Annotated in this window: 24 protein-coding genes and 1 pseudogene; 16 read left to right on the top strand and 9 right to left on the bottom strand. The window is 59.4% G+C overall.

The window, feature by feature from the left end; all coding sequences use genetic code 11:
* Positions 1-126 precede the first annotated feature (126 nt).
* From PMI32_RS23965 to PMI32_RS23955, 3 genes are all read left to right on the top strand, one after another.
* Complete coding sequence (locus PMI32_RS23965) at positions 127-708, top strand: DJ-1/PfpI family protein (protein WP_008025704.1); 582 nt, start codon at positions 127-129, stop codon at positions 706-708.
* Positions 709-722: 14 nt separating this feature from the next.
* Positions 723-1,028, top strand: a complete 306-nt coding sequence (locus tag PMI32_RS23960) for a ribbon-helix-helix domain-containing protein (RefSeq protein WP_008025707.1) — start codon at positions 723-725, stop codon at positions 1,026-1,028.
* A 165-nt stretch (positions 1,029-1,193) separates the two neighbouring features.
* Positions 1,194-1,538, top strand: a complete 345-nt coding sequence (locus tag PMI32_RS23955) for a YegP family protein (protein ID WP_008025708.1) — start codon at positions 1,194-1,196, stop codon at positions 1,536-1,538.
* Positions 1,539-1,646: 108 nt separating this feature from the next.
* Here PMI32_RS23955 and PMI32_RS23950 read toward each other — a convergent pair whose 3' ends face one another.
* Positions 1,647-2,534 carry a dihydrodipicolinate synthase family protein gene (locus PMI32_RS23950; protein WP_008025710.1) on the bottom strand — a complete coding sequence of 296 codons (888 nt, stop codon included), beginning with the start codon at positions 2,532-2,534 and terminating at the stop codon, positions 1,647-1,649.
* Between the two features lie 29 nt (positions 2,535-2,563).
* A complete protein-coding gene (locus tag PMI32_RS23945) occupies positions 2,564-3,346 on the bottom strand; it encodes an aldolase (RefSeq protein WP_008025714.1) in 783 nt (260 codons plus the stop codon).
* Positions 3,347-3,504: 158 nt separating this feature from the next.
* On the opposite strand from PMI32_RS23945, the gene PMI32_RS23940 reads away from it, so the two are divergent.
* A complete protein-coding gene (locus PMI32_RS23940; protein ID WP_008025716.1) occupies positions 3,505-4,047 on the top strand; it encodes a helix-turn-helix domain-containing protein in 543 nt (180 codons plus the stop codon).
* A 121-nt stretch (positions 4,048-4,168) separates the two neighbouring features.
* On the opposite strand, the gene PMI32_RS23935 is transcribed toward PMI32_RS23940, so the two are convergent.
* Positions 4,169-5,188 (bottom strand): DUF4917 family protein, encoded by a 1,020-nt coding sequence (locus PMI32_RS23935; RefSeq protein WP_008025718.1) that lies wholly within the window; start codon positions 5,186-5,188, stop codon positions 4,169-4,171.
* A gap of 156 nt (positions 5,189-5,344) precedes the next feature.
* Here PMI32_RS23935 and yiaY point away from each other — a divergent pair, with 156 nt between their 5' ends.
* Positions 5,345-6,493, top strand: coding sequence for an L-threonine dehydrogenase (gene yiaY, locus PMI32_RS23930; RefSeq protein WP_008025719.1), 1,149 nt, complete (start codon positions 5,345-5,347; stop codon positions 6,491-6,493).
* Here the strand turns inward: yiaY and PMI32_RS23925 are convergent.
* Entirely contained in the window at positions 6,490-7,656 is a 1,167-nt protein-coding gene (locus PMI32_RS23925; protein ID WP_008025721.1) for an MFS transporter, read from the bottom strand. The two genes, yiaY and PMI32_RS23925, sit on opposite strands and share 4 nt — an antisense overlap.
* 157 nt (positions 7,657-7,813) lie before the next feature.
* Here PMI32_RS23925 and PMI32_RS23920 point away from each other — a divergent pair, with 157 nt between their 5' ends.
* From PMI32_RS23920 to PMI32_RS23885, 9 genes are all read left to right on the top strand, one after another.
* On the top strand, positions 7,814-8,722 hold the full coding sequence (locus PMI32_RS23920; protein ID WP_008025723.1) for a LysR family transcriptional regulator: 909 nt from the start codon (positions 7,814-7,816) through the stop codon (positions 8,720-8,722).
* A 227-nt stretch (positions 8,723-8,949) separates the two neighbouring features.
* Positions 8,950-10,143 carry a CaiB/BaiF CoA transferase family protein gene (locus PMI32_RS23915; RefSeq protein ID WP_008025725.1) on the top strand — a complete coding sequence of 398 codons (1,194 nt, stop codon included), beginning with the start codon at positions 8,950-8,952 and terminating at the stop codon, positions 10,141-10,143.
* Positions 10,140-11,066, top strand: coding sequence for a hydroxymethylglutaryl-CoA lyase (locus PMI32_RS23910; RefSeq protein ID WP_008025727.1), 927 nt, complete (start codon positions 10,140-10,142; stop codon positions 11,064-11,066). The genes PMI32_RS23915 and PMI32_RS23910 overlap by 4 nt, the downstream gene beginning before the upstream one ends.
* Positions 11,067-11,239: 173 nt before the next feature.
* Positions 11,240-12,571 (top strand): MFS transporter, encoded by a 1,332-nt coding sequence (locus tag PMI32_RS23905; RefSeq protein ID WP_008025730.1) that lies wholly within the window; start codon positions 11,240-11,242, stop codon positions 12,569-12,571.
* A 197-nt stretch (positions 12,572-12,768) separates the two neighbouring features.
* On the top strand, positions 12,769-13,233 hold the full coding sequence (gene fos, locus PMI32_RS23900) for a fosfomycin resistance glutathione transferase (protein ID WP_008025731.1): 465 nt from the start codon (positions 12,769-12,771) through the stop codon (positions 13,231-13,233).
* A 17-nt stretch (positions 13,234-13,250) separates the two neighbouring features.
* A complete protein-coding gene (locus tag PMI32_RS23895; RefSeq protein ID WP_008025732.1) occupies positions 13,251-13,889 on the top strand; it encodes a LysE family translocator in 639 nt (212 codons plus the stop codon).
* 87 nt (positions 13,890-13,976) lie between these two features.
* Positions 13,977-15,326: a sensor domain-containing protein gene (locus PMI32_RS23890; protein ID WP_008025733.1), complete on the top strand. Its 1,350-nt coding sequence runs from the start codon at positions 13,977-13,979 to the stop codon at positions 15,324-15,326.
* A gap of 118 nt (positions 15,327-15,444) precedes the next feature.
* Positions 15,445-15,603, top strand: a complete 159-nt coding sequence (locus PMI32_RS29550; protein ID WP_008025734.1) for a KGG domain-containing protein — start codon at positions 15,445-15,447, stop codon at positions 15,601-15,603.
* 73 nt (positions 15,604-15,676) lie between these two features.
* Positions 15,677-16,180, top strand: a complete 504-nt coding sequence (locus PMI32_RS23885; protein WP_008025736.1) for a DUF4142 domain-containing protein — start codon at positions 15,677-15,679, stop codon at positions 16,178-16,180.
* A 98-nt stretch (positions 16,181-16,278) separates the two neighbouring features.
* On the opposite strand, the gene PMI32_RS23880 is transcribed toward PMI32_RS23885, so the two are convergent.
* Both PMI32_RS23880 and PMI32_RS23875 read right to left on the bottom strand, forming a co-directional pair.
* Positions 16,279-16,815, bottom strand: a complete 537-nt coding sequence (locus PMI32_RS23880) for an AidA/PixA family protein (protein ID WP_008025739.1) — start codon at positions 16,813-16,815, stop codon at positions 16,279-16,281.
* A gap of 126 nt (positions 16,816-16,941) precedes the next feature.
* Positions 16,942-17,445: an inclusion body family protein gene (locus tag PMI32_RS23875; protein ID WP_008025740.1), complete on the bottom strand. Its 504-nt coding sequence runs from the start codon at positions 17,443-17,445 to the stop codon at positions 16,942-16,944.
* Positions 17,446-17,838: 393 nt separating this feature from the next.
* Here PMI32_RS23875 and tam point away from each other — a divergent pair, with 393 nt between their 5' ends.
* Positions 17,839-18,609 (top strand): trans-aconitate 2-methyltransferase, encoded by a 771-nt coding sequence (gene tam / locus PMI32_RS23870; RefSeq protein WP_008025743.1) that lies wholly within the window; start codon positions 17,839-17,841, stop codon positions 18,607-18,609.
* 277 nt (positions 18,610-18,886) lie between these two features.
* On the opposite strand, the pseudogene PMI32_RS23865 reads toward tam, so the two are convergent.
* The 3 genes and pseudogenes from PMI32_RS23865 to PMI32_RS23855 all read right to left on the bottom strand — a co-directional run.
* Positions 18,887-19,144: pseudogene (locus PMI32_RS23865) on the bottom strand (type II toxin-antitoxin system HicB family antitoxin); the annotation flags it as partial.
* Positions 19,145-19,221: 77 nt separating this feature from the next.
* Positions 19,222-19,491 (bottom strand): hypothetical protein, encoded by a 270-nt coding sequence (locus PMI32_RS23860; RefSeq protein WP_008025747.1) that lies wholly within the window; start codon positions 19,489-19,491, stop codon positions 19,222-19,224.
* Positions 19,492-20,106: 615 nt separating this feature from the next.
* The gene (locus tag PMI32_RS23855; RefSeq protein ID WP_008025748.1) at positions 20,107-20,445 is read right to left on the bottom strand and encodes a hypothetical protein; all 339 of its coding nucleotides are present in this window, start codon (positions 20,443-20,445) and stop codon (positions 20,107-20,109) included.
* A 455-nt stretch (positions 20,446-20,900) separates the two neighbouring features.
* Between PMI32_RS23855 and PMI32_RS23850 the strand changes: the two genes are divergently transcribed.
* Entirely contained in the window at positions 20,901-22,379 is a 1,479-nt protein-coding gene (locus PMI32_RS23850) for a cytochrome c oxidase subunit II (RefSeq protein WP_008025750.1), read from the top strand.
* Positions 22,380-22,399: the final 20 nt, after the last annotated feature.

Below are 22,399 nucleotides of genomic sequence, written 5' to 3' on the forward strand. Positions count from 1 at the left end.
TGTGGGAGCGAGCCTGCTCGCGATGAACGATAACGTGGTCTTCAAGTAGTAGCTGGTTATTACCCGCCCCCCTGGATAACGACTACCTTGAATACTCCTAAGCATTTCCCCAGAGGAGTCCTCCCCATGGCTGCCAAGAAAATCCTGATGCTGGTCGGCGATTACGTCGAAGACTACGAAGTGATGGTGCCGTTCCAGGCACTGCTGATGGTCGGCCACACGGTGCACGCCGTCTGCCCGGACAAATCCGCCGGCCAGACCGTGCGCACGGCGATCCACGACTTCGAAGGCGACCAGACCTACAGCGAAAAGCCCGGCCATCTGTTTGCCTTGAACTTCGATTTTGCCAAGGTCGCTGAAGCCGACTACGACGCGCTGCTGATCCCCGGCGGTCGTGCCCCGGAATACCTGCGCCTGAACGAAAAAGTCCTGGACCTGGTGCGTGCCTTCGACAAGGCCGGCAAACCGATCGCCGCCGTGTGCCACGGTGCGCAATTGCTGGCGGCGGCGGGAGTTCTGGAAGGTCGCGAATGCAGCGCCTACCCGGCTTGCGCACCGGAAGTGCGCTTGGCCGGCGGTACGTTTATCGATATCCCGGTGACGGAAGGTCATGTTCAAGGCAATCTGGCCACTGCTCCGGCCTGGCCGGCCCACCCGAGCTGGCTAGCCGGTTTCCTCGGGTTGCTGGGCACCAAAATCACGCTGTAACGAGGGACTTTTTCATGTGCGAGCTCTACGTCAAGGCCGACCCGATTCTCTACGAATCGCGCTCCCGCTCGCTGCGCATCTGCGGGGTGGTCACCACCCTGCGACTGGAGAATCAGTTCTGGGACATCCTCAGCGAAATCGCCGAGGTCGACGGCATGACCACCAACCAGTTGATCGCCAAGCTGTATGAAGAGGTGATGGATTATCGCGGGGAAGTGGTGAATTTTGCTTCGTTCTTGCGGGTGAGTTGTACGCGGTATTTGTCGCAACGGCGGGTGCAGGCGCCGGAGCTGTCGGTGGTGCGTGCTGTGGTGAAATAGCTTAGACCGTGTCGACCCCATCGCGAGCAGGCTCGCTCCCACATTGGAATGCGTTCCCCTGTAGGAGCGAGGCTTGCCCGCGAAGAGGCCGGTTCAGGCGACAAAAATCCATGGCTGGTCTTTACTCTGAAGCGCGAAACCCCTCAATCGCCAAGGAGAAAAATTATGTCTGGATGGTATGAGTTGAGCAAAACCAGCAACGGCCAGTTTCGTTTCGTGCTGAAAGCGGCGAATGCCGAAACCATTCTGAACAGCGAGCACTACACCACTCGCAGCGCCGCCGAAAACGGCATCGCCTCAGTGCAGAAGAACAGCCCGCTGGATGAGCGCTACGAGAAAAAGACTACCAAGGATGGCCATCCGTATTTCAACCTCAAGGCTGCCAACCACGAGATCATCGGCAGCAGTGAGGCCTATTCTTCCGAGGCCGCGCGGGAAAAAGGCATTGCCAGCGTGAAGACCAACGGCCCGACCACCGTGATCAAGGACAAGACCTTGCCGGTGCTCTAACAACACAAAACCCTTGTAGGAGCCGGCTTGCCGGCGATGGTGTGTCAGCTACACAGGTGTCGACTGACACACCATCGCCAGCAAGCTGGCTCCTACAGGGTTTGGTGATCAGCGTAACGCGTTCAACAAGCCTTGAAGCTGACTCAGCCCAGCCTCACCGAGAGGAAACACCGGCAATCGCGGATCCCCCACTTCCAGCCCGGTCGCACGCAAACCGGCCTTGATCGTCGCCGGCAGCCCACCCTTCAAAATGAAGTCCAGCAACGGCAACTGGCGATAGAACAGTTCACGCGCCTTGCTCAAATCGTTGGCCAATACCGCTTCATACAAATCGAGATTGAGCTGCGCAATCAGGTTCGGCGCCGCCGTGCACCAGCCTTTCGCCCCGGCGGCAAACGCCTCCAGTGCCAGCGGATTGCAGCCGTTGTAGAACGGCACCTGACCCTCGCCGAGCCGTTGCAGTTGATGCATGCGCTGGATGTCGCCGGTGCTCTCCTTGACCATGGTCACGTTGTCCACGGTGTTGACGATGCGCAGGATCAGGTCGACCGACATGTCCGTGCCGCTGGTGCCCGGGTTGTTGTAGAGCATGATCGGCACGCCGATGCTGTCGCCGATGGCGCGGTAATGGGCGAGGATTTCCGCCTCGCTGAGTTTCCAGTAAGACGTCGGCAAGACCATCACCACGTCGGCGCCATGGGCTTCGGCGAAACGTGCGCGGCGCACCGCTTTGGCGGTGGTCAGGTCGGATACGCTGACGATGGTCGGCACCCGTTTGGCCACGTGTTTGATACTGAACTCGCTGACCTGGTCCCACTCCGCGTCGCTCAGGTAAGCGCCTTCGCCGGTGCTGCCCAGCGGCGCGATCGAGTGGACGCCGTCGTCGATCAGACGGTCGATGGAACGTCCGAGCGCGTCGAGATCAACGCCTTCGCCATTGGCGGTGAACGGGGTGATGGTGTAGCCGATGATGCCGTGAATCGTTGGGGTCGACATGGCGACGCTCCTCTTGAAAATGCGTGGGTTCAGTTCAGGCAATCGGCGTGTTGGCGCAGGTTCTGCCGAGCGTAGTAGTTGAACGCAGCGCCATGGCGCTTGGGTTTCGAGATCCAGTCGTGGGCTTCACGGCCCAGTTCCGGAATGATCGGCTTGATGGTCCCGGCGCTCATGGCCAACAGTTGCAGTTTCGCGGCGCGTTCGATCAGTTGCGCGATCACGCAGGCTTCCTCGATGGTCGTGCCGGTGGACAACTGGCCGTGGTGCGACAGCAGGACCGCGCGCTTGTCGCCGAGGGCGCCGGCAATCAGCTCGCCTTCTTCATTACCGACCGGCACACCCGGCCAGCCTTCGAGAAACGCGCAATCGTCGTAGAGCGGGCAGAGGTCCATGTGGGAAATCTGCAGCGGCACTTCGAGCATCGACAGCGCCGCGACGTGCGTCGGGTGCGTGTGAATGATGCAATTCACGTCCGGCCGGGCGCGGTACACCCAACTGTGGAAACGGTTGGCCGGGTTGGGCATGCCGTGGCCTTCAAGCACTTCCAGGTCTTCGTTGACCAGCAGCAGGTTGCTGGCGGTGATTTCGTCGAAACCCAGGCCCAGTTGTTGAGTGTAGTAAGTGCCGGGCTGCGGGCCACGGGCGGTGATCTGCCCGGCTAGGCCGGAGTCGTGGCCATGCTCGAACAGAATGCGGCACGTCAGGGCCAGCTTTTGCCGGTCGGTCCACGTATTATCTGCCAGGGTATTTTGCATCTGGGTCAGCGCTTGCTTGACCAGTTGCTCTTTGGGTAATGCTAAGGTCTTGGCCATATCGGTGTCCTTTGGGTGGTTCAATGGACGTCGGATTTGCCGTTCACTCGTTGCTCGCAAGGCCTTGGTGAATGCAAATGACACAAATGATGCTATATGACACTTTGTGTCATTGGCAAGGATGAATCGTTGCCTCCTCGATGGATTAATCGTTCTGCATGTCTATCCGTTTGAAATTATTGAGAAAAAAACTGGGCGTGACGCTCGAGGCCCTGGCTGAAAAATCCGGGATGACCAAGAGCTATCTGTCGAAAGTCGAGCGCGGGTTGAATACGCCGTCCATTGCGGCTGCGCTGAAACTGGCCAAGGCGCTGAACGTCAAGGTCGAGGAATTGTTCTCCGAAGACAGCGTCAGCCTCGACAGCTACAGCCTGGTGCGCAGCCATGAGCGTCAGTCGCTGGCGGCCAATGATGAGAGCCCCGGCTATGCGGTGCTGGCGCATCAGGTGAGTGAGCGCAGTCTGCTGCCGTTCATCATTTATCCGCCGTACGAATTCGCGGACAAAACCTTCAAGGAACACGTGGGGGAGGAGTTTCTGTTTGTCCACGAAGGGCAGGTGGAAGTGGACTTCATGAATGAGCGCGTGCTGCTCGAACGCGGTGATGCGCTGCACTTCAATGCGCAGAAACCGCACCGGATCCGCTCAGTGGGCGAGGTTCAGGCGCAGTTGCTGGTGGTGGTGCATAGCGCTGAAGAGTGAGCTGCATAACACCGCATACCCCTGTAGGAGCCAGCTTGCTGGCGATAGCGGTGGGTCAATCAACATCTGCATTGACTGAGCCACCGCCATCGCCAGCAAGCCGGCTCCTACAGGACCGGTGTTACACCTCGACGGGAACGGTGAGCTTGGGACTTCCAAGCGCATGCGTCTTCGAATCAAAAAAACGCAGCTCTGATCCGGTCCCCTCAAACACCTTCGCGTAATGCCGCTTCTGATGCTGGATAAACGCCTTGCTGCGCGGATAAATCGAAATCGCGACCACCTTGGGTTTCGCCTGGCGCAGCGCATGAATGATGTGGCTGTCCTGCTCGCCCAGCGCATGCCCAAAGATGCACAAGCCTTCGGCATGCCCCAATAACTGGTCATAGCAAAACGACAAATAATCCGAGCTGCGGATGGTCTTGAGCTTGTCTGCGCTCGGCCCTTCGTTCACAAACAGCGGCACGTCATCCAGCGTCTTGATCGTGTTGTTGATCGCAAAGCTGCCCAGCAGCGTGCCTTCGGTCGACATCAGTTTGCGTGCCGTGCCGTCCTGATTGCGCACCAGATGCAAACCGCCGTGCAGGTACAGCAGACGGGTTTTATCGGTCGCCGTGGCGCTCAAATCAAACCCCGGCTCGGCCCCTTGGAACAGGTCGGTGATCGCATCCGGCTGGTGCTGGATCGCCCAGTAGTTGAGCAAGTCGTAATTGGTGGTGAACACCGTCCGGTAACGGCCCAGTTCCTGATTGATCGTCGCCAGTGTCGAAGGCACCACCAGTCGCCACGGGATGTGCACCGCGTGCACGGTGTTGATCAGCGCTTCCTTGATCGCGTAGTAGCGATTGCGCGGCGCGGCGGAGCTGACGGCCAGGGCCTTGTTCACCCGGCTGGTGGTTTTCAGCGCACCCAGCACCTGCTCGAAACTGCGCGTTTGCATCGCGTCGAAAACGCTGAGCTCGGACTGGCTCAGGGGTTTTTCTTCGACGGTGCGGGCGTTTTCGAACAGCGAGTCGTAGCCGAAATCGTCCCAGACCGCGCGGCTGGCGCCGTTGCCCACCAGCAGGCCGCTGATCGAGGCGGTGGCGCGCAGGGCGTTCCAGTCTTCAAGTTGGGCATCGACATCCTGGAAATCGGTCATTGCGGTCGTCGTCTCAAAAAGCAAAAGGTCGGATGGGCGGCGACTTTATCACGACCCGGACTTGAGCCAGATCAAGTTAACGCCGCGCCGATGGGTCGATCCTGTGGGTATCCGCCGGATCGAACCACCGATACGGCCCAGACCTGGAGATTCGCCATGAGCAGCACGTTTTTCATCCCCGCCGTGAACATCATGGGTATTGGTTGCCTCGACGAGGCCATGGACGCCATCGGCAAGTACGGTTTTAAAAAGGCGCTGATCGTCACCGACGCCGGGCTGGCCAAGGCGGGCGTGGCTGCGATGATCGCCGAAAGGCTGGCAATGAAAGACATCGACTCGGTCATCTTCGACGGCGCCAAGCCCAACCCGAGCATCGCCAACGTCGAGAGCGGGCTGGGCCTGCTCAAGGAAAGTCGCTGTGATTTCGTGGTATCGCTGGGCGGTGGTTCGCCCCACGACTGCGCCAAAGGCATCGCGTTGTGCGCGACCAATGGCGGGCAGATCCGTGACTACGAAGGCGTCGATCAATCCGAGAAGCCGCAACTGCCGTTGATCGCCATCAACACCACCGCCGGCACCGCCAGCGAGATGACGCGTTTCTGCATCATCACTGACGAAACCCGTCACGTGAAAATGGCCATCGTCGACCGCAACGTCACGCCGCTGCTATCGGTCAACGACCCGGCGCTGATGGTCGCCATGCCCAAAAGCCTGACCGCCGCCACCGGCATGGACGCGCTGACCCACGCCATCGAAGCCTACGTGTCCACCGCCGCCAACCCGATCACCGATGCCTGCGCGCTGAAGGCGATGACGCTGATCAGCAGCAACCTGCGTCTGGCCGTGCGCGATGGCAGCGACCTGGCCGCGCGGGAAAACATGGCTTACGCACAGTTTCTCGCAGGCATGGCGTTCAACAATGCGTCCCTTGGCTACGTGCATGCCATGGCCCACCAGTTGGGTGGTTTCTACGACTTGCCCCATGGCGTCTGTAACGCCGTGCTGTTGCCGCATGTGCAAAGTTTCAACGCGCTGGTGTGCGCCGAACGCCTGACCGACGTGGCCCACGCAATGGGAGCCGATATTCGCGGCTTCAGCCCGGAAGAGGGCGCTCAGGCAGCCATCACGGCGATCCGCAGCCTGGCCAGGGATGTGGAAATCCCCGCCGGATTGCGTGAACTCGGTGCCCGCCTCAACGACATCCCGACGCTCGCCAGCAACGCCTTGAAAGACGCGTGCGGCGTGACCAACCCACGTGCGGCGGATCAGCGGCAGATCGAGGAGATTTTCCGCAGCGCGTTCTAAGCGGTTTTACGGCCGGGCGCGATGATCACGCAGAGCATCGCGCCCAGGGCCAGCAACGTGCATAACAGTGACAACGGCCATGCCTGCTGGCTGGCGATCAGGCTCGCGATACCACCGATGACGGCAGCCATCAGTTGATGGATGAACCCGCTCAACGCCATCGCATACGCACCGCCGACCGGCGAACCGTCGTTGGCCAGCGACAGGCTGATCGGGTAATTCAACGACTGGCCGAACACCGCTACGCAGTAGGGCAACCAGAACAACAGCGCAATCGAAGTGCCGGCGATGCTCCCCAGCAACATTACCGCACTGCCGGCCAGCACCAGCCCCACCCCCGCCGTCATCATCCGACGCTGACCGGTGCGCAGCACTAGACCGTTGACCGCCAATGCCCCGAGAAAATACCCCGCGCTAATGGGCCAGCCCAACAGCCCGTATTCCACGGCCGACCAGTTGAACGGTCCTTGCAGAATCAGCGGCGCCGCGGTGTTGAAGGCGATGATCACCCCATAACCCAACCCACCGGTGAGCGCCGGCAGCAGAAAGGCCCTATCACGCAGAATGCGCCAATAGCTCGGCCACGCGGACGACTGAACAGTGTCTTCCACCCGCACCGGGAACGTGACCCGTGCCACGACCATCGCCAGCAACAGACTCACACTGCCCAGCAGGTAGAAAATCGCCGGCCAGCCCAACGCGACCTGGATGACCGACCCCAGATACTGGCCGATCCCCAGCGCCACCACGAAAGAAATCGAAAGCCAGGACAGCGCTTTGGCCAACAGGTCGCCACGAAAACTGTCACGGATCAACACCCGGGCCATGACCGAAATTCCGCTGGCGCCGATGCCCTGAGCCAGTCTGAAAAAGAGAAAGGATTCCAGCGTCTGGCCCAAGGGCAGCGCAAGGTTGCCCACCCCATAAATACCAAGCGCCGCCAGCAGCACCGGTTTTCGGCCGATGCGCTGACCAAGGCTGCCCCAGAACAGCATCGGCAGCGCCATTCCGATCAGATACACGGCCAGTCCCCACGAAACCTGCGAGGCGTCGGCAGACAGATACCGAGCCATCTCCGGCAGCGCCGGCAGGTAAATGCTCATGCCTAACTGCGCGAGAAAAACCGTGCTGCAGGTGACGAGGAGGGTGGTGCTGCTCTTCATGGAAAGCCTTGGGTGATGTTTTCAGTCGGGCGTTTTGATTGCGGCAAGACTATACCGAGGTGACCGGTCGCGGACGAATCGTCCATGGTTTTGTGTTGCCAGACCTCAATGGCGATATCCTCCCGACTCCGCCACCCCCAAAACCATCGAGCCCTCCATGTTGCAAAAAAGCCTGATCCGCCGTCTCGATCTGATGACCCTTCAGTTGTTCGTCGCCGTCCACGAAGAAGGCACGCTGACCCGTGCCGCTGCGCGCGAAGCGATTGCGGTGTCGGCGGCGAGCAAGCGGTTGATGGAGTTGGAGGAGGCGCTGGGCATCAGTCTGTTTGTGCGTCAGGCCAAAGGCATGACCCTGACACCGGCCGGCGAAACCCTGTTGCACCACGCTCGGCAGATGTTGTTCAACGTCGAGAAAATGGGCCTGGAGTTGGGCGAGCACAGCCACGGTATTCGCGGCTATGTGCGGATGCTCGCCAACCTGTCGGCGATCATTCAATTCCTGCCGGAAGACTTGCGGGACTTTTCCGAACGTCATCCGCAGGTCAAGACCGACCTCGAAGAACGCCCCAGCAGCGGGGTGATTCAAGGGGTGCTGGATGGCGTGGCGGACCTCGGGATCTGTTCCAGCGACAGCGATGTGAAAGGTCTGCACAGCGTGCTGTATCGCCAGGACAAACTGGTGGTGCTGATGCTGCCGGATCATCCCTTGGCCAGCCGTTCCAGCCTGGCGTTCGCCGATACGCTGGACAGCGATTACGTCGGCCTGCACGCCGCCAGTTCCATCAACATGCGCACCCACGCAGCCGCGCGTCAGGCGGGCAAAGTGCTGCGGCTGCGGATTCATGTGCCGGGGTTCGATGCGATGTGCCGGATGGTCCAGGCCAACATGGGCATCGGGATTTTGCCGCAGAAGGCTTACGAGTTGTTTGGCCGGGCGCTGGGGTTGCATGCGGTGCCGTTGACGGATGACTGGTCGGATCGGGCGTTGATCATCGTCGTGCGCGATGAAGCAGCGTTGTCGCCGGTGAGCCGGATGTTGTTTGAGCAGTTGCGCGGGCAGGGTTGAGATTATTGTTGGCAGGTCCGGCGCCTTCGCGGGCAAGCCTCGCTCCTACAGGGATCTCGCAAACCTGTAGGAGCGAGGCTCGCCCGCGAAGACTGACCTGAGGTCGCGGCAATTCCTCTACCGACCGTTCGCGTTTGGCGAACGCCCGTTGCCAACTGAAGGTTGGATTCCATTCCCCTCGCTCCTCTAGCCTTGGCGCATATTCCAAGAATAAGAGGTACCCCGCGATGACTGCCCCCCTGAGCGCAATCAAAGTGATCGAAATCGGCACGCTGATCGCCGCGCCGTTCGCCGCCCGCATGCTCGCCGAGTTCGGCGCCGAAGTGATCAAGATCGAAGCCATGGGCCAGGGCGACCCCCTGCGCAAATGGCGCAAACTGCACGAAGGCACCTCGCTGTGGTGGTACCTGCAATCGCGCAACAAGAAGTCTCTGGCGCTGAACCTGAAATCCCCCGAAGGCATCGAACTGGTCAAGCAACTGGCGACCAGCGCCGACGTGTTGATCGAAAACCTGCGCCCCGGCGCCCTGGAAAAACTCGGTCTGGGCTGGGACGTGCTGCATGCGCTCAATCCCAACCTGACGCTGGTACGCATCTCCGGTTACGGCCAGACCGGCCCTTACCGCGACCGTCCGGGTTTCGGCGCGATCGGCGAGGCCATGGGCGGCATTCGCTACACCACCGGCACCCCCGGTTCGCCGCCGGCGCGGGTCGGTGTCAGCCTTGGCGATTCCCTGGCGTCTTTGCACGCGGTGATCGGTGCGTTGATGTCGCTGCTGCGGGTCAAGACCGGGCAGGGCGGGGGGCAAGTGGTCGACGTGTCGCTGGCTGAAAGCGTGTTCAATGTCATGGAAAGCCTGGTGCCGGAATACGACATGCTCGGTCATGTCCGTGAACGCAGCGGCGGTGCCTTGCCGGGCATCGCGCCGTCCAACACCTACCTGACGGCCGATGGCGCCTACGTGGTGATCGCCGGTAACAGCGACCCGATCTACAAGCGTTTGATGGAGGTGATCGGTCGCCGCGATCTGGCCGAAGCGCCAGAGTTCGCTCACAACGATGGCCGCGCATTGAAAAGTAATGTGCTCGACGCCGCCATCACCCACTGGACCAGCAGCCTGCCCATCGATGACGTGCTGGCGGCACTGGAAGCCGCTGAAGTACCGGCCGGGCGCATCTATTCCGTGGCCGACATCGTCGCCGACCCGCACTATCAGGCGCGGGACATGTTGCTCAGCGCCGACCTGCCCGGCGGCGCGAAAGTGAAGATGCCGGGCATCGTGCCCAAACTTTCCGAAACCCCCGGCGGCGTGAATTGGTCGGGGCCGGGCCTGGGCCAGCACACCGACGGGATTCTTGCGGGGCTGGGCCTGACGGATGCGGACATCGAACGCCTGAAAACCCAAGGGGTTGTGCAATGATCACTGATTTTTCCGAGACCCTGATCGTTCAGGAAGTCTCCCCGCGCGACGGCTTGCAGATAGAGCCGACCTGGGTGGAAACGGTCGACAAAATCGCGTTGATCGATCAGCTGTCACTGGCTGGATTCAGCCGCATCGAAGCCGGCTCGTTCGTGTCGCCCAAAGCCATTCCCGCCCTGCGCGATGGCGAGCTGGTGTTCAAGGGCATCACCCGCCAACCGGGGGTGATCTATGTCGCGTTGATCCCCAACCTCAAGGGCGCGCAACGGGCGTTGGCGTGCCGCGCCGATGAGCTGAATCTGGTGATGTCCGCCAGCCAGACTCACAACCTGGCCAACATGCGCATGCGTTGCGAAGCTTCATTGGCTGCGTTCGGCGAAATCGTGCAATACGTGGGTGACACCAAGGTGCGATTGAACGGCAGCATCGCCACCACTTTCGGTTGCCCGTTCGAGGGCAAGATCGATGAGGACCGCGTGCTGCAAATCGTCGATGAATATCAGGAGCTTGGAATTCAGGGCATCACCCTGGCCGACACCACTGGCATGGCCAATCCGCGGCAGGTGGATCGGCTGGTACGGCGGGTGTTGCAGCGGGTTTCACCTGCGGATTTGACCCTGCATTTCCACAACACCCGCGGCCTCGGCTTGTGCAACGTGCTGGCGGCTTACGAGGCGGGTGCCCGACGCTTCGACGCGGCCCTCGGCGGGCTCGGTGGTTGCCCGTTCGCACCCGGCGCCTCGGGCAATATCTGCACCGAAGACCTGGTCAACCTGTGCGATGAAATCGGCATTCATACCGGCATCGATCTGCCATTGTTGTTGAACTTGTCGCGAGGATTACCCGCGCTGCTCGGCCACGAAGTCCCCGGCCAACTGGCCAAGGCCGGCCGCAATTGCGACCTGCACCCAAGCCCCTCCTGACCACACAAATCCCCCTGTAGGAGCCGGCTTGCTGGCGATAGGGCCCGTCCATCCAACATGGATGCTGCCTGAACCACCGCTATCGCCAGCAAGCCGGCTCCTACAAAAAAGCGATATCCACCAGACAACAAAAACAATCGGACACCCACGGGAAGTCCGCCTGGAGAAACAGCATGAGCCTCAATGTACTGGAGGCGGGCGCGAGCCCGTCCGTTAGCCACGACGAAGAAAAAGCCCTGGTCAGCAAAGTCGCCTGGCGCCTGATGCCGCTGATCATGGTCTGCTACCTGTTCGCCTTTTTCGACCGTATCAACATCAGCTTCGCCAAGTTCCAGTTGCAGGCCGACCTGAGCCTGAGCGACACCGCGTACGGCCTCGGCGCCGGGCTGTTCGTGGTCGGCTATGTGATCTTCGAAGTGCCGAGCAACATGATGCTGTACAAGGTCGGCGCCCGGCGCTGGATCGCCCGAATCATGATGTCCTGGGGCCTTGCGACGGCGGCGATGGTCTTCGTCAACAGCGAATGGCAGTTCTACGCGCTGCGCTTCGTGATCGGCGCGATGGAAGCGGGTTTTGCGCCGGGCGTGCTGTATTACCTGACGCTGTGGTTCCCGCAGCATTATCGTGGGCGCATCACCTCGATGCTGTTCCTGTCATCAGCATTTGCCGGGCTGGTCGGTGCACCGTTCTCCGGGCTGGTGCTGCAACACCTCGATGGTTTCCTGGACATGCGCGGCTGGCATTGGCTGTTTCTGCTCGGCGGCGTGCCCTGCATCGGCCTCGGTTTGCTGGTGCTGACCTTGCTCAAGGACCGCATCGAAGACGCCCATTGGCTGACACCGTCGGAGAAGACGTTGCTGGCCAGCCGCATCGCCCACCACGAACCGCACAAGAGCGGTGGCTCGCTGCTCGCCGCGCTGCGGATTCCCGGTTTTCTCACGCTGGGCCTGATCTACTTCCTGATTCAGGTGGCGTCCTACGGCTTGAACTTCTGGGCACCGCAACTGATCCGCAGTGCAGGCACCGAGAGCCCGGTGATGATCGGTTTGCTGACCGCGATTCCGTACATCTGCGGCGCTATCAGCATGGTGGTGATCGGGCGGTTGTCCGACTCGACCGGCGAGCGGCGCAAGTTCGTCGCCGGGCTGGTGGCGGTGGGCGCGCTAGGGTTCTTCTGTGCCGGGATCTTCGCCAACCACACGACTTTCCTGATCGTCGCGCTGGGTTTGCTCGGCGCCGGGATCATCGCCTCGATTCCGAGCTTCTGGACCCTGCCACCGAAACTGCTGGCCGGTGCCGGCGCAGGGGCTGCGGGCGGGATCGCGGTGATCAACACCCTCGGCCAATTCGGCGGCATCGTCAGCCCGGTCATGGTCGGGCGCATCAAAGACCTGACCGGCAGCACCACACCGGCGCTGTACGTCATCGGCGTCTGCGCGCTGATCGCGGTTGCGCTGTTGTTGTGGGGGCTGCCGCAAAAACTGCGCACACTCGACAAATTTTAGGGAAGTACACAGCCCTGTAGGAGCCGGCTTGCTGGCGATGAGTCCCTCGAAAACCGCATTGCAATCTCAGACCGCAATCGCCAGCAAGCTAGCTCATACAAGAAATCTGGTCCTGGATCAGACGTTGAACGGGTTGTATGAGCGGATTGAGGAGGAGATATTGCACAGCCTGTCTTTCGACGTTCGAGGTAATCAGATTGCTAACCGGCCTCAACCACCTGACCCTCGCCGTCACCGACCTGAACCGCAGCGTGGCGTTCTATCGCGACATCCTGCAGCTTCAGCTCGAAGCCACATGGGACTCCGGCGCCTATCTCTCGCTACCCGGCCTGTGGTTGTGCCTTTCCCTCGATCCGCAACGCAACACCGAGCCCGCCACCGACTACACCCATTACGCCTTCAGCATCAGCGCATCCGGCTTCCCGCCATTCGTCGAACGTCTTCGAGCCGCCAACGTCCGCGAATGGCGCGAAAACCGCAGCGAAGGCGCGTCGTTCTACTTCCTCGACCCCGACGGCCACAAGCTCGAAGCCCATGTCGGCGACCTGGCGTCGCGATTGGCCGCCTGTCGTCAGCGGCCGTACGCAGGAATGAAGTTCTTCGACGATCAGTCAGTCGATTCCCCGGGACCTGATATAGACTTGCGCCCATTCACCGGATAGTACAAAAGGATTTCCCGATGACCCCATCGCTGCTAATGGCCGTTCTCGCCTCGGGCTTTATCTACGGCATCACGCCCGGGCCCGGCGTTTTGGCGGTGTTCGGTATTGGTGCAGCGCGTGGACGAAGGGCAGGGGCAGGCTTTTTGTGCGGGCATTTGCTCGGGGACTTGGTCTGGTGCAGCACCGCGCTGATCGCGATTGTCGGTGCGCGGGAAATCGGCAGCACCGCGTTTGACGTGTTGGGCGTGCTCAGCGGGCTCTATCTTTTCTGGCTCGGTTTGCGCGCAGTGCGGGCCAAACGCAGCAGCGCCGAAGTGCCGCAAGGCCCGGCGCGGCAGCCGTTCTGGCACGGCATTCTGTTCGGTCTGACCAATCCGAAAGCCTATCCGGTGGCGGTGGCGACTTTTACGGCGTTGCTGTCCAGCCGTGCGGAACTGCTGCATTGGTCGATGTTGCCCTGGCTGATCGTTCTGAGCTTCGTTGGCGGTTTGATCGCCTACGCTATCCTCATTGGCATCGTCGGTGCACGGCAGGTGCGCAGCCTGTATCAACGGCATGAACTGGCGATCACCCGGTTGTGCGGGGTGATGTTTATCGGTTTCGCCATCAACGCCCTGGTGCATGCCTTGCCGGGGCTGATGCCGAACAAGGCTTGAAACTGATCGCAGGGACGCGTCAGCGGCATCATCACTGGTCAGGGATGGTTCTTTATTGCTGCATTGTTCGGACATGCTCTCTGCACCATGGCAACCAGAAATTCCGCGCCGTCGGCGAGTTACATCGATCTACTGCTGGACGCCGTTTGCGCGGTCGATAAACAGGGTCGCTTCGTTTTTGTCAGCGCGGCCTGCGAGCGCATTTTCGGCTACACGCCTGACGAGTTGGTCGGCCAGCCGATGATCGAACTGGTGCATCCCGCCGACCGCCAGCGCACCCTCGACGCCGCGCGGGAGATCATGGGCGGCGACCCCAAACTCAACTTCGAAAACCGCTACGTGCGCAAGGATGGCCGGGTGGTGCACATCCTGTGGTCCGCACGCTGGTCGGAAGTCGATCAACTGCGCATCGCCGTGGCCCGTGACATCACCGAACGCAAGCAGGCCGAGTCCCGACAAGCGGCGCTGTACGCAATTTCCGAAGCGGCCCACGCGGCGGAAGATTTGTTGGCGTTGTTCAAACGCATCCACCTGATCATCGGTGAATGGCTGCCGGCGCTGAACTTCTCCGTGGCGCTGTATGACGAGCATTGCGCGCAGCTCAATTTCCCTTACCACGTCGACGACAACGAGCAGCAACCCGAACAGCCTGGAACGGTGACCGGACGCTTGTGTGCCGAAGTAATCCGCAGCGGTCAACCGATCCTGCTGACCCCGAATCAGGAAAACACCCCCGCCGGATTCGAGGCACTGGTCACGGGCCAGCATTCGCCGTGCTGGCTGGGCGTGCCGTTGAACTCTCAGAAAGGCACCATCGGCGCGCTGATCGTCAAAAGTGTGGCGGGCGGCGAGCGCTACACCGAGCAAGACAAGGAACTGTTGCAGTACGTGTGTGCCCAGGTCGCCACCGCCATTGAGCGCAAGCAGTTGCATGCCCGGCTGCAGCGCATGGCCCAATACGATCAACTGACCCAACTGCCCAATCGCGAGTTGCTCCGGGACCGGCTGAAAGCCTCACTGGCACTGGCCAAGTCGGAAAGCGGGCGCATGGCGCTGTTGTACGTCGACCTCGACCGCTTCAAGGAAGTCAACGACACCCACGGCCATGCAGTCGGCGACATGCTGCTGCAAGCGGTCGCCAATCGCCTGAAAGGCTGCGTGCGTGAAACCGACACCGTGGCGCGTATCGGCGGCGATGAGTTCGTGGTGCTGCTGCACAGCATCCAGGCCTCGGAAGATGCCGACAGCGTGGCGGGCAAAATCCGTCATATCCTCGCGCAACCGCTGCGGCTGGATGGGCACAGCCTGAACATTCAATTGAGCATCGGCGTCGCGCATTTCCCCGAGCATGGCACAGAAGAAAAGCAATTGTTCCGCCATGCCGACGAGGCGATGTACACAGCCAAACGCCAGCATCACCTGCGGCTCGGGGCCTGAAAACCACGGCACCGTTCGTCGCGTCGATCCCGTTTTTTTTTAAACCTTTGCGGTGATGGAAATTCAGATCCTATGCGGGCTCCTGCTCGCTGCGATCATCACCAAGAGGTAGAGAATCATGCCTAACTCAAGAAACTCGAACTCGGGAAGTTTCGCCAACGATCGAACGAAGGCGTCTGAAGCCGGTCGCAAAGGTGGGAAAACGACCACCACGACTGTCGATAAAGAACCTTTGAAACCCGACATGGGCCGCAAAGGTGGCCAGAAATCCAAGTAGTGGTGAAAGTGGTTTTGATTGAGAGGCGGGAGCGAAAGCTCCCGTTTGAATTTATAGAGAGGAGGGCGCGACCATGAGCCAGATGGCCACCCGATTATGCAGCACCGGATTTGCCACGTTACTGGGCCTGTGTGCCAGCAGTGCCTTTGCCCAGTCCCCCGCCGAATTCATCAACGATGCCTCGGCCAAAGGCATGGCCGACATCGAAGCCAGTCGCCTGGCGCACCAGAAGTCCGAATCCAAAGAGATCAAGGACTTCACCATCATCGTCATCAACGACCGCACCACCGCGAACCAGCACCTGGCAAAAATCGCCAGGCAACTGGACCTGCCGGTAGCGCCACGGGAAGAGGTGGTCGACAAGGCCAAAGCCTTGATGCCGCAAGTGCAGGAGGGCGATTCTTTTGATCAGGCATACGCCGCCAGCCAGGTGAAAACCACGCAGGAAGCCATCGAACAACTGGAGCAGGAGGCGCAGAGCACGGACGTACCGGAAATCAAAGCCTTCGCTGAAGAAACCCTGCCCAAACTGCAGAACCACCTGCAAATGGCCAGGGAGCTGCAAGCAGATTGCTGACGCGCTTTCTGTAGGAGCCGGCTTGCTGGCGATCCGGACAACGCGGTGTGGCTGATTAACCGCGGTGATGCCATCGCCAGCAAGCCGGCTCCTACAGATCAGGGCACCCTTATTTCAACCGCCCAGCTGAAATACCCCAACGCCTCGCAGTTTTTATCAACCAGCATGAAATGCAGCTCACACGCCTCGACCCCGGCGGCGAGTCGGGTGCATGCCCAATAATGATCATCGGCTTGGTGAGTACCCGGTTCAGTCGGGTTTTCAGGGGCGGGTGCCGGCACTGTGAGGTCGCCCCGCACCACCAGTTCCGGCGTCGACAATACGCCGGCGTCACCCACAGACATCTCGTAAAACACCACGCTGTGCTCAGCGAGCAAGCTGACGGTTCTTCCGCGGATATGGAAAGTCGCATCGCCGCCAGCGGTCAACGTGATCAGGCTGTCATTTGTTGTACTTTGTGGTTCTGACGATCCGTTGATGCTGAAGACGAATCCATCGGAAATGGGGGTCGGATTGTCCGCCTCAAGACTCGGGTCCGGGTAGCGTAGAAGCAGTGATTCGGCATCGACGATCAGCAACACATTGTTGGCAGTCGCGACGCTTGAGGAAGGAGATTTGATCGGTTCGGAAGTCATCATGGATTCCTTTCATGATGGTGACACTTGACGGTAGCCGCTTCGGTTTATGCAAGGCATTCCGTTCCTGTCGAGGCGGCAACGCAGTCAGCAAAAGCCCCTCGTTACCAAGGGGCCTGACGCTCGTCAGTTGCGGATGGTAATGAATGGGTCCCACGAACAGCAGCCGACAATCTTGCACTCGCGATCCACGATCAGGAAGTGGAAGTGATACGTCACGCTGCCGCTGGACAGGGTTTCCGAAGACCAGTAATGGTTATCGACTTTCTGGCAGCTGGGCACTGATGGATTGCTGGTGTTGGGCACGGCTACGCAGGCGACAGCCTTGCGTGGCGTGGGTGTGGAGATCAAGTCGAGGCCGATATTGCCGACGAACTTGTAGAAAATCACCGCTGTCTCGAAGCTCTGCGACAGGCTGGTTTCACGCCAGCGTATCAGATCGCCCACCTGAGCTTTCAAGTTGAGTTCGCCACCGGCCTGGCCGCTCACCACGTTGTTCTGGTTGGTCACCATGTACACGTGATTGACGTCGATCAGCGTTGGTGCAGCTGGGTTTTTGCTGATGTTCGGGTAGTTTTTCAGAATGGTTTCGGTGTCGATGGAAACCAGTACATCCGTGACTCGAGACATAGTGAAACTCCTTGTTCATAGTGAATGCCTGGCATCTTTCCAGGCTCAACAACGCTTGCTTGCCTTGCGGTCGTTGCGCAAACACTACGGACGGAACCCACCTGTCACGGGCATGAGCTGGCCTTGCTCCTTGAGTACAAACCAACGGGTTCGGGTTCCTTCCGACGGGCCGCGATTGGACTATAGAAGTGAATATCAGGCTGTCAAAACTGCTTTGGTGGTGGCTCGACGAACGGTCGATCTGGTTATGGATTCTGATCATTTGGCGATAAGAAACGACCTGCATAGCCTTAGAACATCCAAAAGTCGGATAGGGAGGGATGCGTGGGGCGAGGTATCGTAGCGAACCGGTTGTAGGCCCAGGCCCGGACAACGATTCGACAGGAGAACGCAATGAGTTGGTCCGCCAAGCAATACGTCGCTTTTGAAGATGAACGCACGCGCCCGGCCCGGGATCTGCTCGCGGCGATCCCGCCCGTTGACGCCCGCTCGGCCATCGACATCGGTTGCGGCCCCGGCAACTCGACCGAGCTGCTGGTGGAGCGCTTCACCAGTGCCACGGTGCGTGGCGTCGACAGTTCGACCGACATGATCGAAGCCGCCCGCAAGCGCTTGCCGCAGGTGCAGTTCGACACCGTGGATATCGGCACCTGGAACGAGAGCGGCCCGTTCGACGTGATCTTTGCCAACGCGGTGTTGCAGTGGTTGCCCGATCACGCGAATTTGCTGCCGGCTCTGGTGAGCAAGCTTTCTCCCGCTGGCAGCCTGGCGATTCAGATGCCGGACAACCTCAACGAACCGTCCCATCGCCTGATGCGCGAAGTTGCTGCCGATGGCCCGTGGGCCAGCAAATTGGCGGACGCCGCCGGGCAACGCACAGAAATGGCCAGTGCCAGCGACTATTACTCGATGCTGCGACCGCACTGCGCGCGCGTCGATGTGTGGCGCACCACCTACCATCATCCGCTGGCGGGCGGCGCGTCGGGCGTGGTCGAGTGGTTCAAGGGCAGCGGCTTGCGGCCGTTTCTCGAACCGCTGGATGACGCGGAAAAGGCGCAATACCTCAAGCAATATCACGCCGCTATCGAGCAGGCGTACCCGACGCTGAGCGATGGTTCAGTGCTGCTGCCGTTCCCGCGATTGTTCATCGTCGCCACCCGCTAAGTGCGGAAAAGGGACGGATAACGCTGAACGTCATCTGTCCCTTCGCTTGGTGCTCAAGTAATCGAAAAGAAACGACGCAAAGCCGAATAACCCGATCATTGAAATGATCATGAGCCCCAACTCTGAATTGTCCATGCTGATCTCTGCGTGAAAGGTGAGAGGGCAGGGTAGGTGGTTTTTTGTCGGGTTTGAGGGGGCGCTACGGCTTCTTTACTGGCTGGTGGGGATCTATACGGAAACTATACGTGGGGCGCCGAAGTGCTCAGCGTTGAACGTTGGATATGGAGATCTCTACTTCTTCCCAGACACATTCAGCGTACTTCGGATTGGCTGTGTGCAGCGTGATTTTGCTGGCAGGTGGAATCGGTAAACCGTTTTCAGCCAGTATTTCGAAATGACCCTGAATGGCTTCGCGCGCCATAGCCACTGCATCGTCCAGATCTTCGCCTGCGGAAAAACAACCTGGGACATCCGGGATATCCACGCCCCACGCGTGTTTGCCATCGCCAATTGAAATCGCTATCGGATAAAGCATGTTCACTGCTCTCCTGCTGATCCAGTTACTGACGCTAAAAACGCAAAGGGCGCCCCGAAAGGCGCCGCTGTTTAGCGTCAGGACGGTTCCGCATCCATACGTCGTGCGATGACATCCATCACGTCGCAGCCATCGCGCAGCGGTATGGCGCAGAGCAATGCAAAGTCGCTGAGAATCACCGAGTCAGTGGATATTTCACCACGCATCGCGAGGTTTTCCAGGACCTGCGTTACCGCGCCGATTCTGTAGCGGGCGGAGCTGAGAAGGGAATGCAGCGGTTGGGTGGTGTTTACGTAGAAGGTGGGGAGGTCGTCGGCGTTGCTGATTAAAGCCATATATTCGTTCATGAGTGATTACCTTGAAGTGAAGTTATGTCTTCCACCACTCGTTGTCGCCAAACAATGGGTGGCAGCTGTACGCGGGTTGGCGAACCGGACAAGGCACAAACCGGCAGACCCGAAGGTCTCCCACGCACAGCCACCAAAAAGCAGGTAGCCGCGTGCGTTCAGAAAAGCTCCGAGCGGGCTCGGAGGTTTCTGTACCTTGCTATCGAGTCGCCAAACCCGATACGCCATTTGGGCGCGTTCGGACTATAGGTCTCATGACAAAGGCACAGCAATGGACAAGTCTACGGACAATTCCCAGTGTCGTGTAGGACCTTGCCTATTCAGCTATTGGCCACTTTTTGGCCACCAGTATTCGTGTACTTGACCCCTGGTTTTTCAGGTGTTGATTGGCCGTTCAGGATGAAGTGTCAGTGTCCCAACAAGTCCCGCCCATAAAAAACCTTTACTGGCCCGAGAAAAACGCTAACAAAGCATCGACTTTATGTGAAAACGTTAATTTATTCCTATGCCCCACCCGACACCTTATCGTCGCGACGCGTTGATGAAGCAGGGGGCAGACGCCACTCTTTTCGTCCGCCCCTTCCGCGCATTTGAGGACCGAAAATCCCTTAGCCGCTAATCAATCAACTGATCAACCAAAACCGCGTTGCTGTAGATCAGGCAGCCATCACTCGCTCGATGTCCCACCAGATGAAACTGACCGCGCTCGTTGTGGATATAGACGCGCATCTGGCAGTCGGACAAAGGCCCGTAGCCCCCTGGCAAGATCAACTCCAGTGTGCTCATGTCGACGTCAACCATGGCTTCCTTTTCATGGGTCTCCTGCAAGCGTTCTTCAGCCTGCTCCAGGCCCCGATGGAGGGGGCCATCGACGTAAAAATGGATTTCACCTATGGGGGTCGATTTTTGCGCGCCGTTGAATTTGCACCAGCCTTCGATCGTCAAGGCACTCATGACGAAATCTCCGTTGTGGACGGCTGGACGTTGTAGCTCTTAGCCGTCATGGGTCTGACCGCTATACCCGGCAAGGACCGTCTTCAGTGGCATTTTCAGCCGATCCCTGCCTGCGTAACACAGATACTAATTATAGCTGGCCACCGCGTTTCGCTTACTCGATGTCTCTGCGCGCCTTATTAGTCTGAAGGGGTGTTACTGAATAGAGACAGTTAGATATAGCGAATAGGTTTTAAGTAATCAGCATGATGCCAAAGTTGGAATATCCAGGTGCGCGGGCCTTGTAGTAACAGCGTCTGTAGCGCCCATGAACTATACTTCCAGCGAACTTTGCCACGACGAAAGGTGGTATTGGGTCAGCCTGTTTTGGCGTCGGATGAGTCGTGATTAGACGCTGCTGTTCTGTGGGGATGCTTATGCATGCCAATGAGTGACAGGAATAGGAAGAAGGCAAAATGGCAATGGCAATTATTCTTGTCCTGATCGTTATTGCATCCGTGCTCTTCCATTTATTAGCGCCCTGGCATGCGGCACCACCCGCTTCCAATTGGGGTTCAATAGACACCACGCTGTTCATCACGCTGGTCATCAGCGGGATATTTTTCATCGCCATCACCGTGTTCATGGCGGTGGCCGTCATGCGTTTCCGTCACAAGGAGGGCGTCAGGGCCGCCTACCAGCCAGAAAATAAACGGTTGGAATTCTGGCTGATTGTCGTGACGTCGATCGGGATTGCCGGGATGTTGGCGCCAGGTCTTGTTGTTTATAACGATTTCATCCGGGTACCCAAAAATGCGTATGAACTTGAGGTGGTCGCCCAGCAATGGCAATGGGCTTTTCGTTTTCCGGGGCAGGACGGGAAGTTGGGGAAGTCGGATATCAAGTTTGTTGATTCGGTCAATTCACTCGGTCTTGATCCCAAGGACCCTGTTGGACAGGATGATGTAATAGTCAGAAGTAATGAAGTTCGTCTGCCGGTCGATCAGCCGGTGAAAGTCTTGTTGCGTTCCAAAGATGTTCTGCACAATTTTTATATACCGCAGATTCGCAGCAAGATGGACATGGTGCCGGGAATGGTGTCGTACTTCTGGTTTACGCCAACTGTCATGGGCAAGTATGAAGTGCTGTGTGCCGAGTATTGCGGTGTCGGTCATTACAACATGCGCGGCAATATGATCGTGGTAGACCAGGCCGCCTTCGCTCAATGGCTGGGCAGCCAACCGACCTTTGCGCAGACATTGACCACGGCCGCCAGGCCCGGTCGGGACAGCGTGCTGGAAAAAGGCCGCCAACTGGTCGAGCAATACGGCTGCCATGCCTGCCATAGCCAGGATGGCAGTGCCAGTCTCGGCCCGGGATGGAAGGGCTTGTATGGCCGCACCGAACAACTCGCCGATGGCAGCAGCGTGCAGGTCGATGAGGCTTACCTCAAAGAGTCGATCCTCGATCCGAAGGCCCGCCTGGTGCAAGGCTACCCGCCGGTGATGGTGGCCTATACTCTCAAGGATGATGAATTGGCTGCTCTCATCGCCCTGATCAAATCGCTGGGTGCCGGGCAGCCAGCCGAAGAACCGTCTACCGGCGACGTGTCGGGCTCAGGTGACGATCTGGTGGCACAGGGACAGCGGCTGGCGCAGTCGCTCGGTTGTCTGGCCTGCCACAGTGTCGATGGCAGCAAGGGTATCGGCCCCGGTTGGCAGGGCCTGTATGGCAAGGCAGAAACCCTTGCCGACGGTACGAGCATCAAGGTTGATGAGGGCTATTTGAAAGAGTCGGTTCTCAATCCCGCTGCCAAAATCGTCAAGGGCTACGCAGCCGTCATGCCGCCCTTCACGCCGAGCGACAAGGAGCTGAACGCCCTGATCGCTTTTATCAAATCCAAAGCGAACGCTGACGCTGAAGCGAGCAAGGCTGAGCCAGGGAAATCGCCGTAAAGCCGCCAGAAACACACTGA

Source organism: Pseudomonas sp. GM60, from assembly GCF_000282415.1.
GTDB classification, from domain to species: Bacteria; Pseudomonadota; Gammaproteobacteria; order Pseudomonadales; family Pseudomonadaceae; genus Aquipseudomonas; species Aquipseudomonas migulae.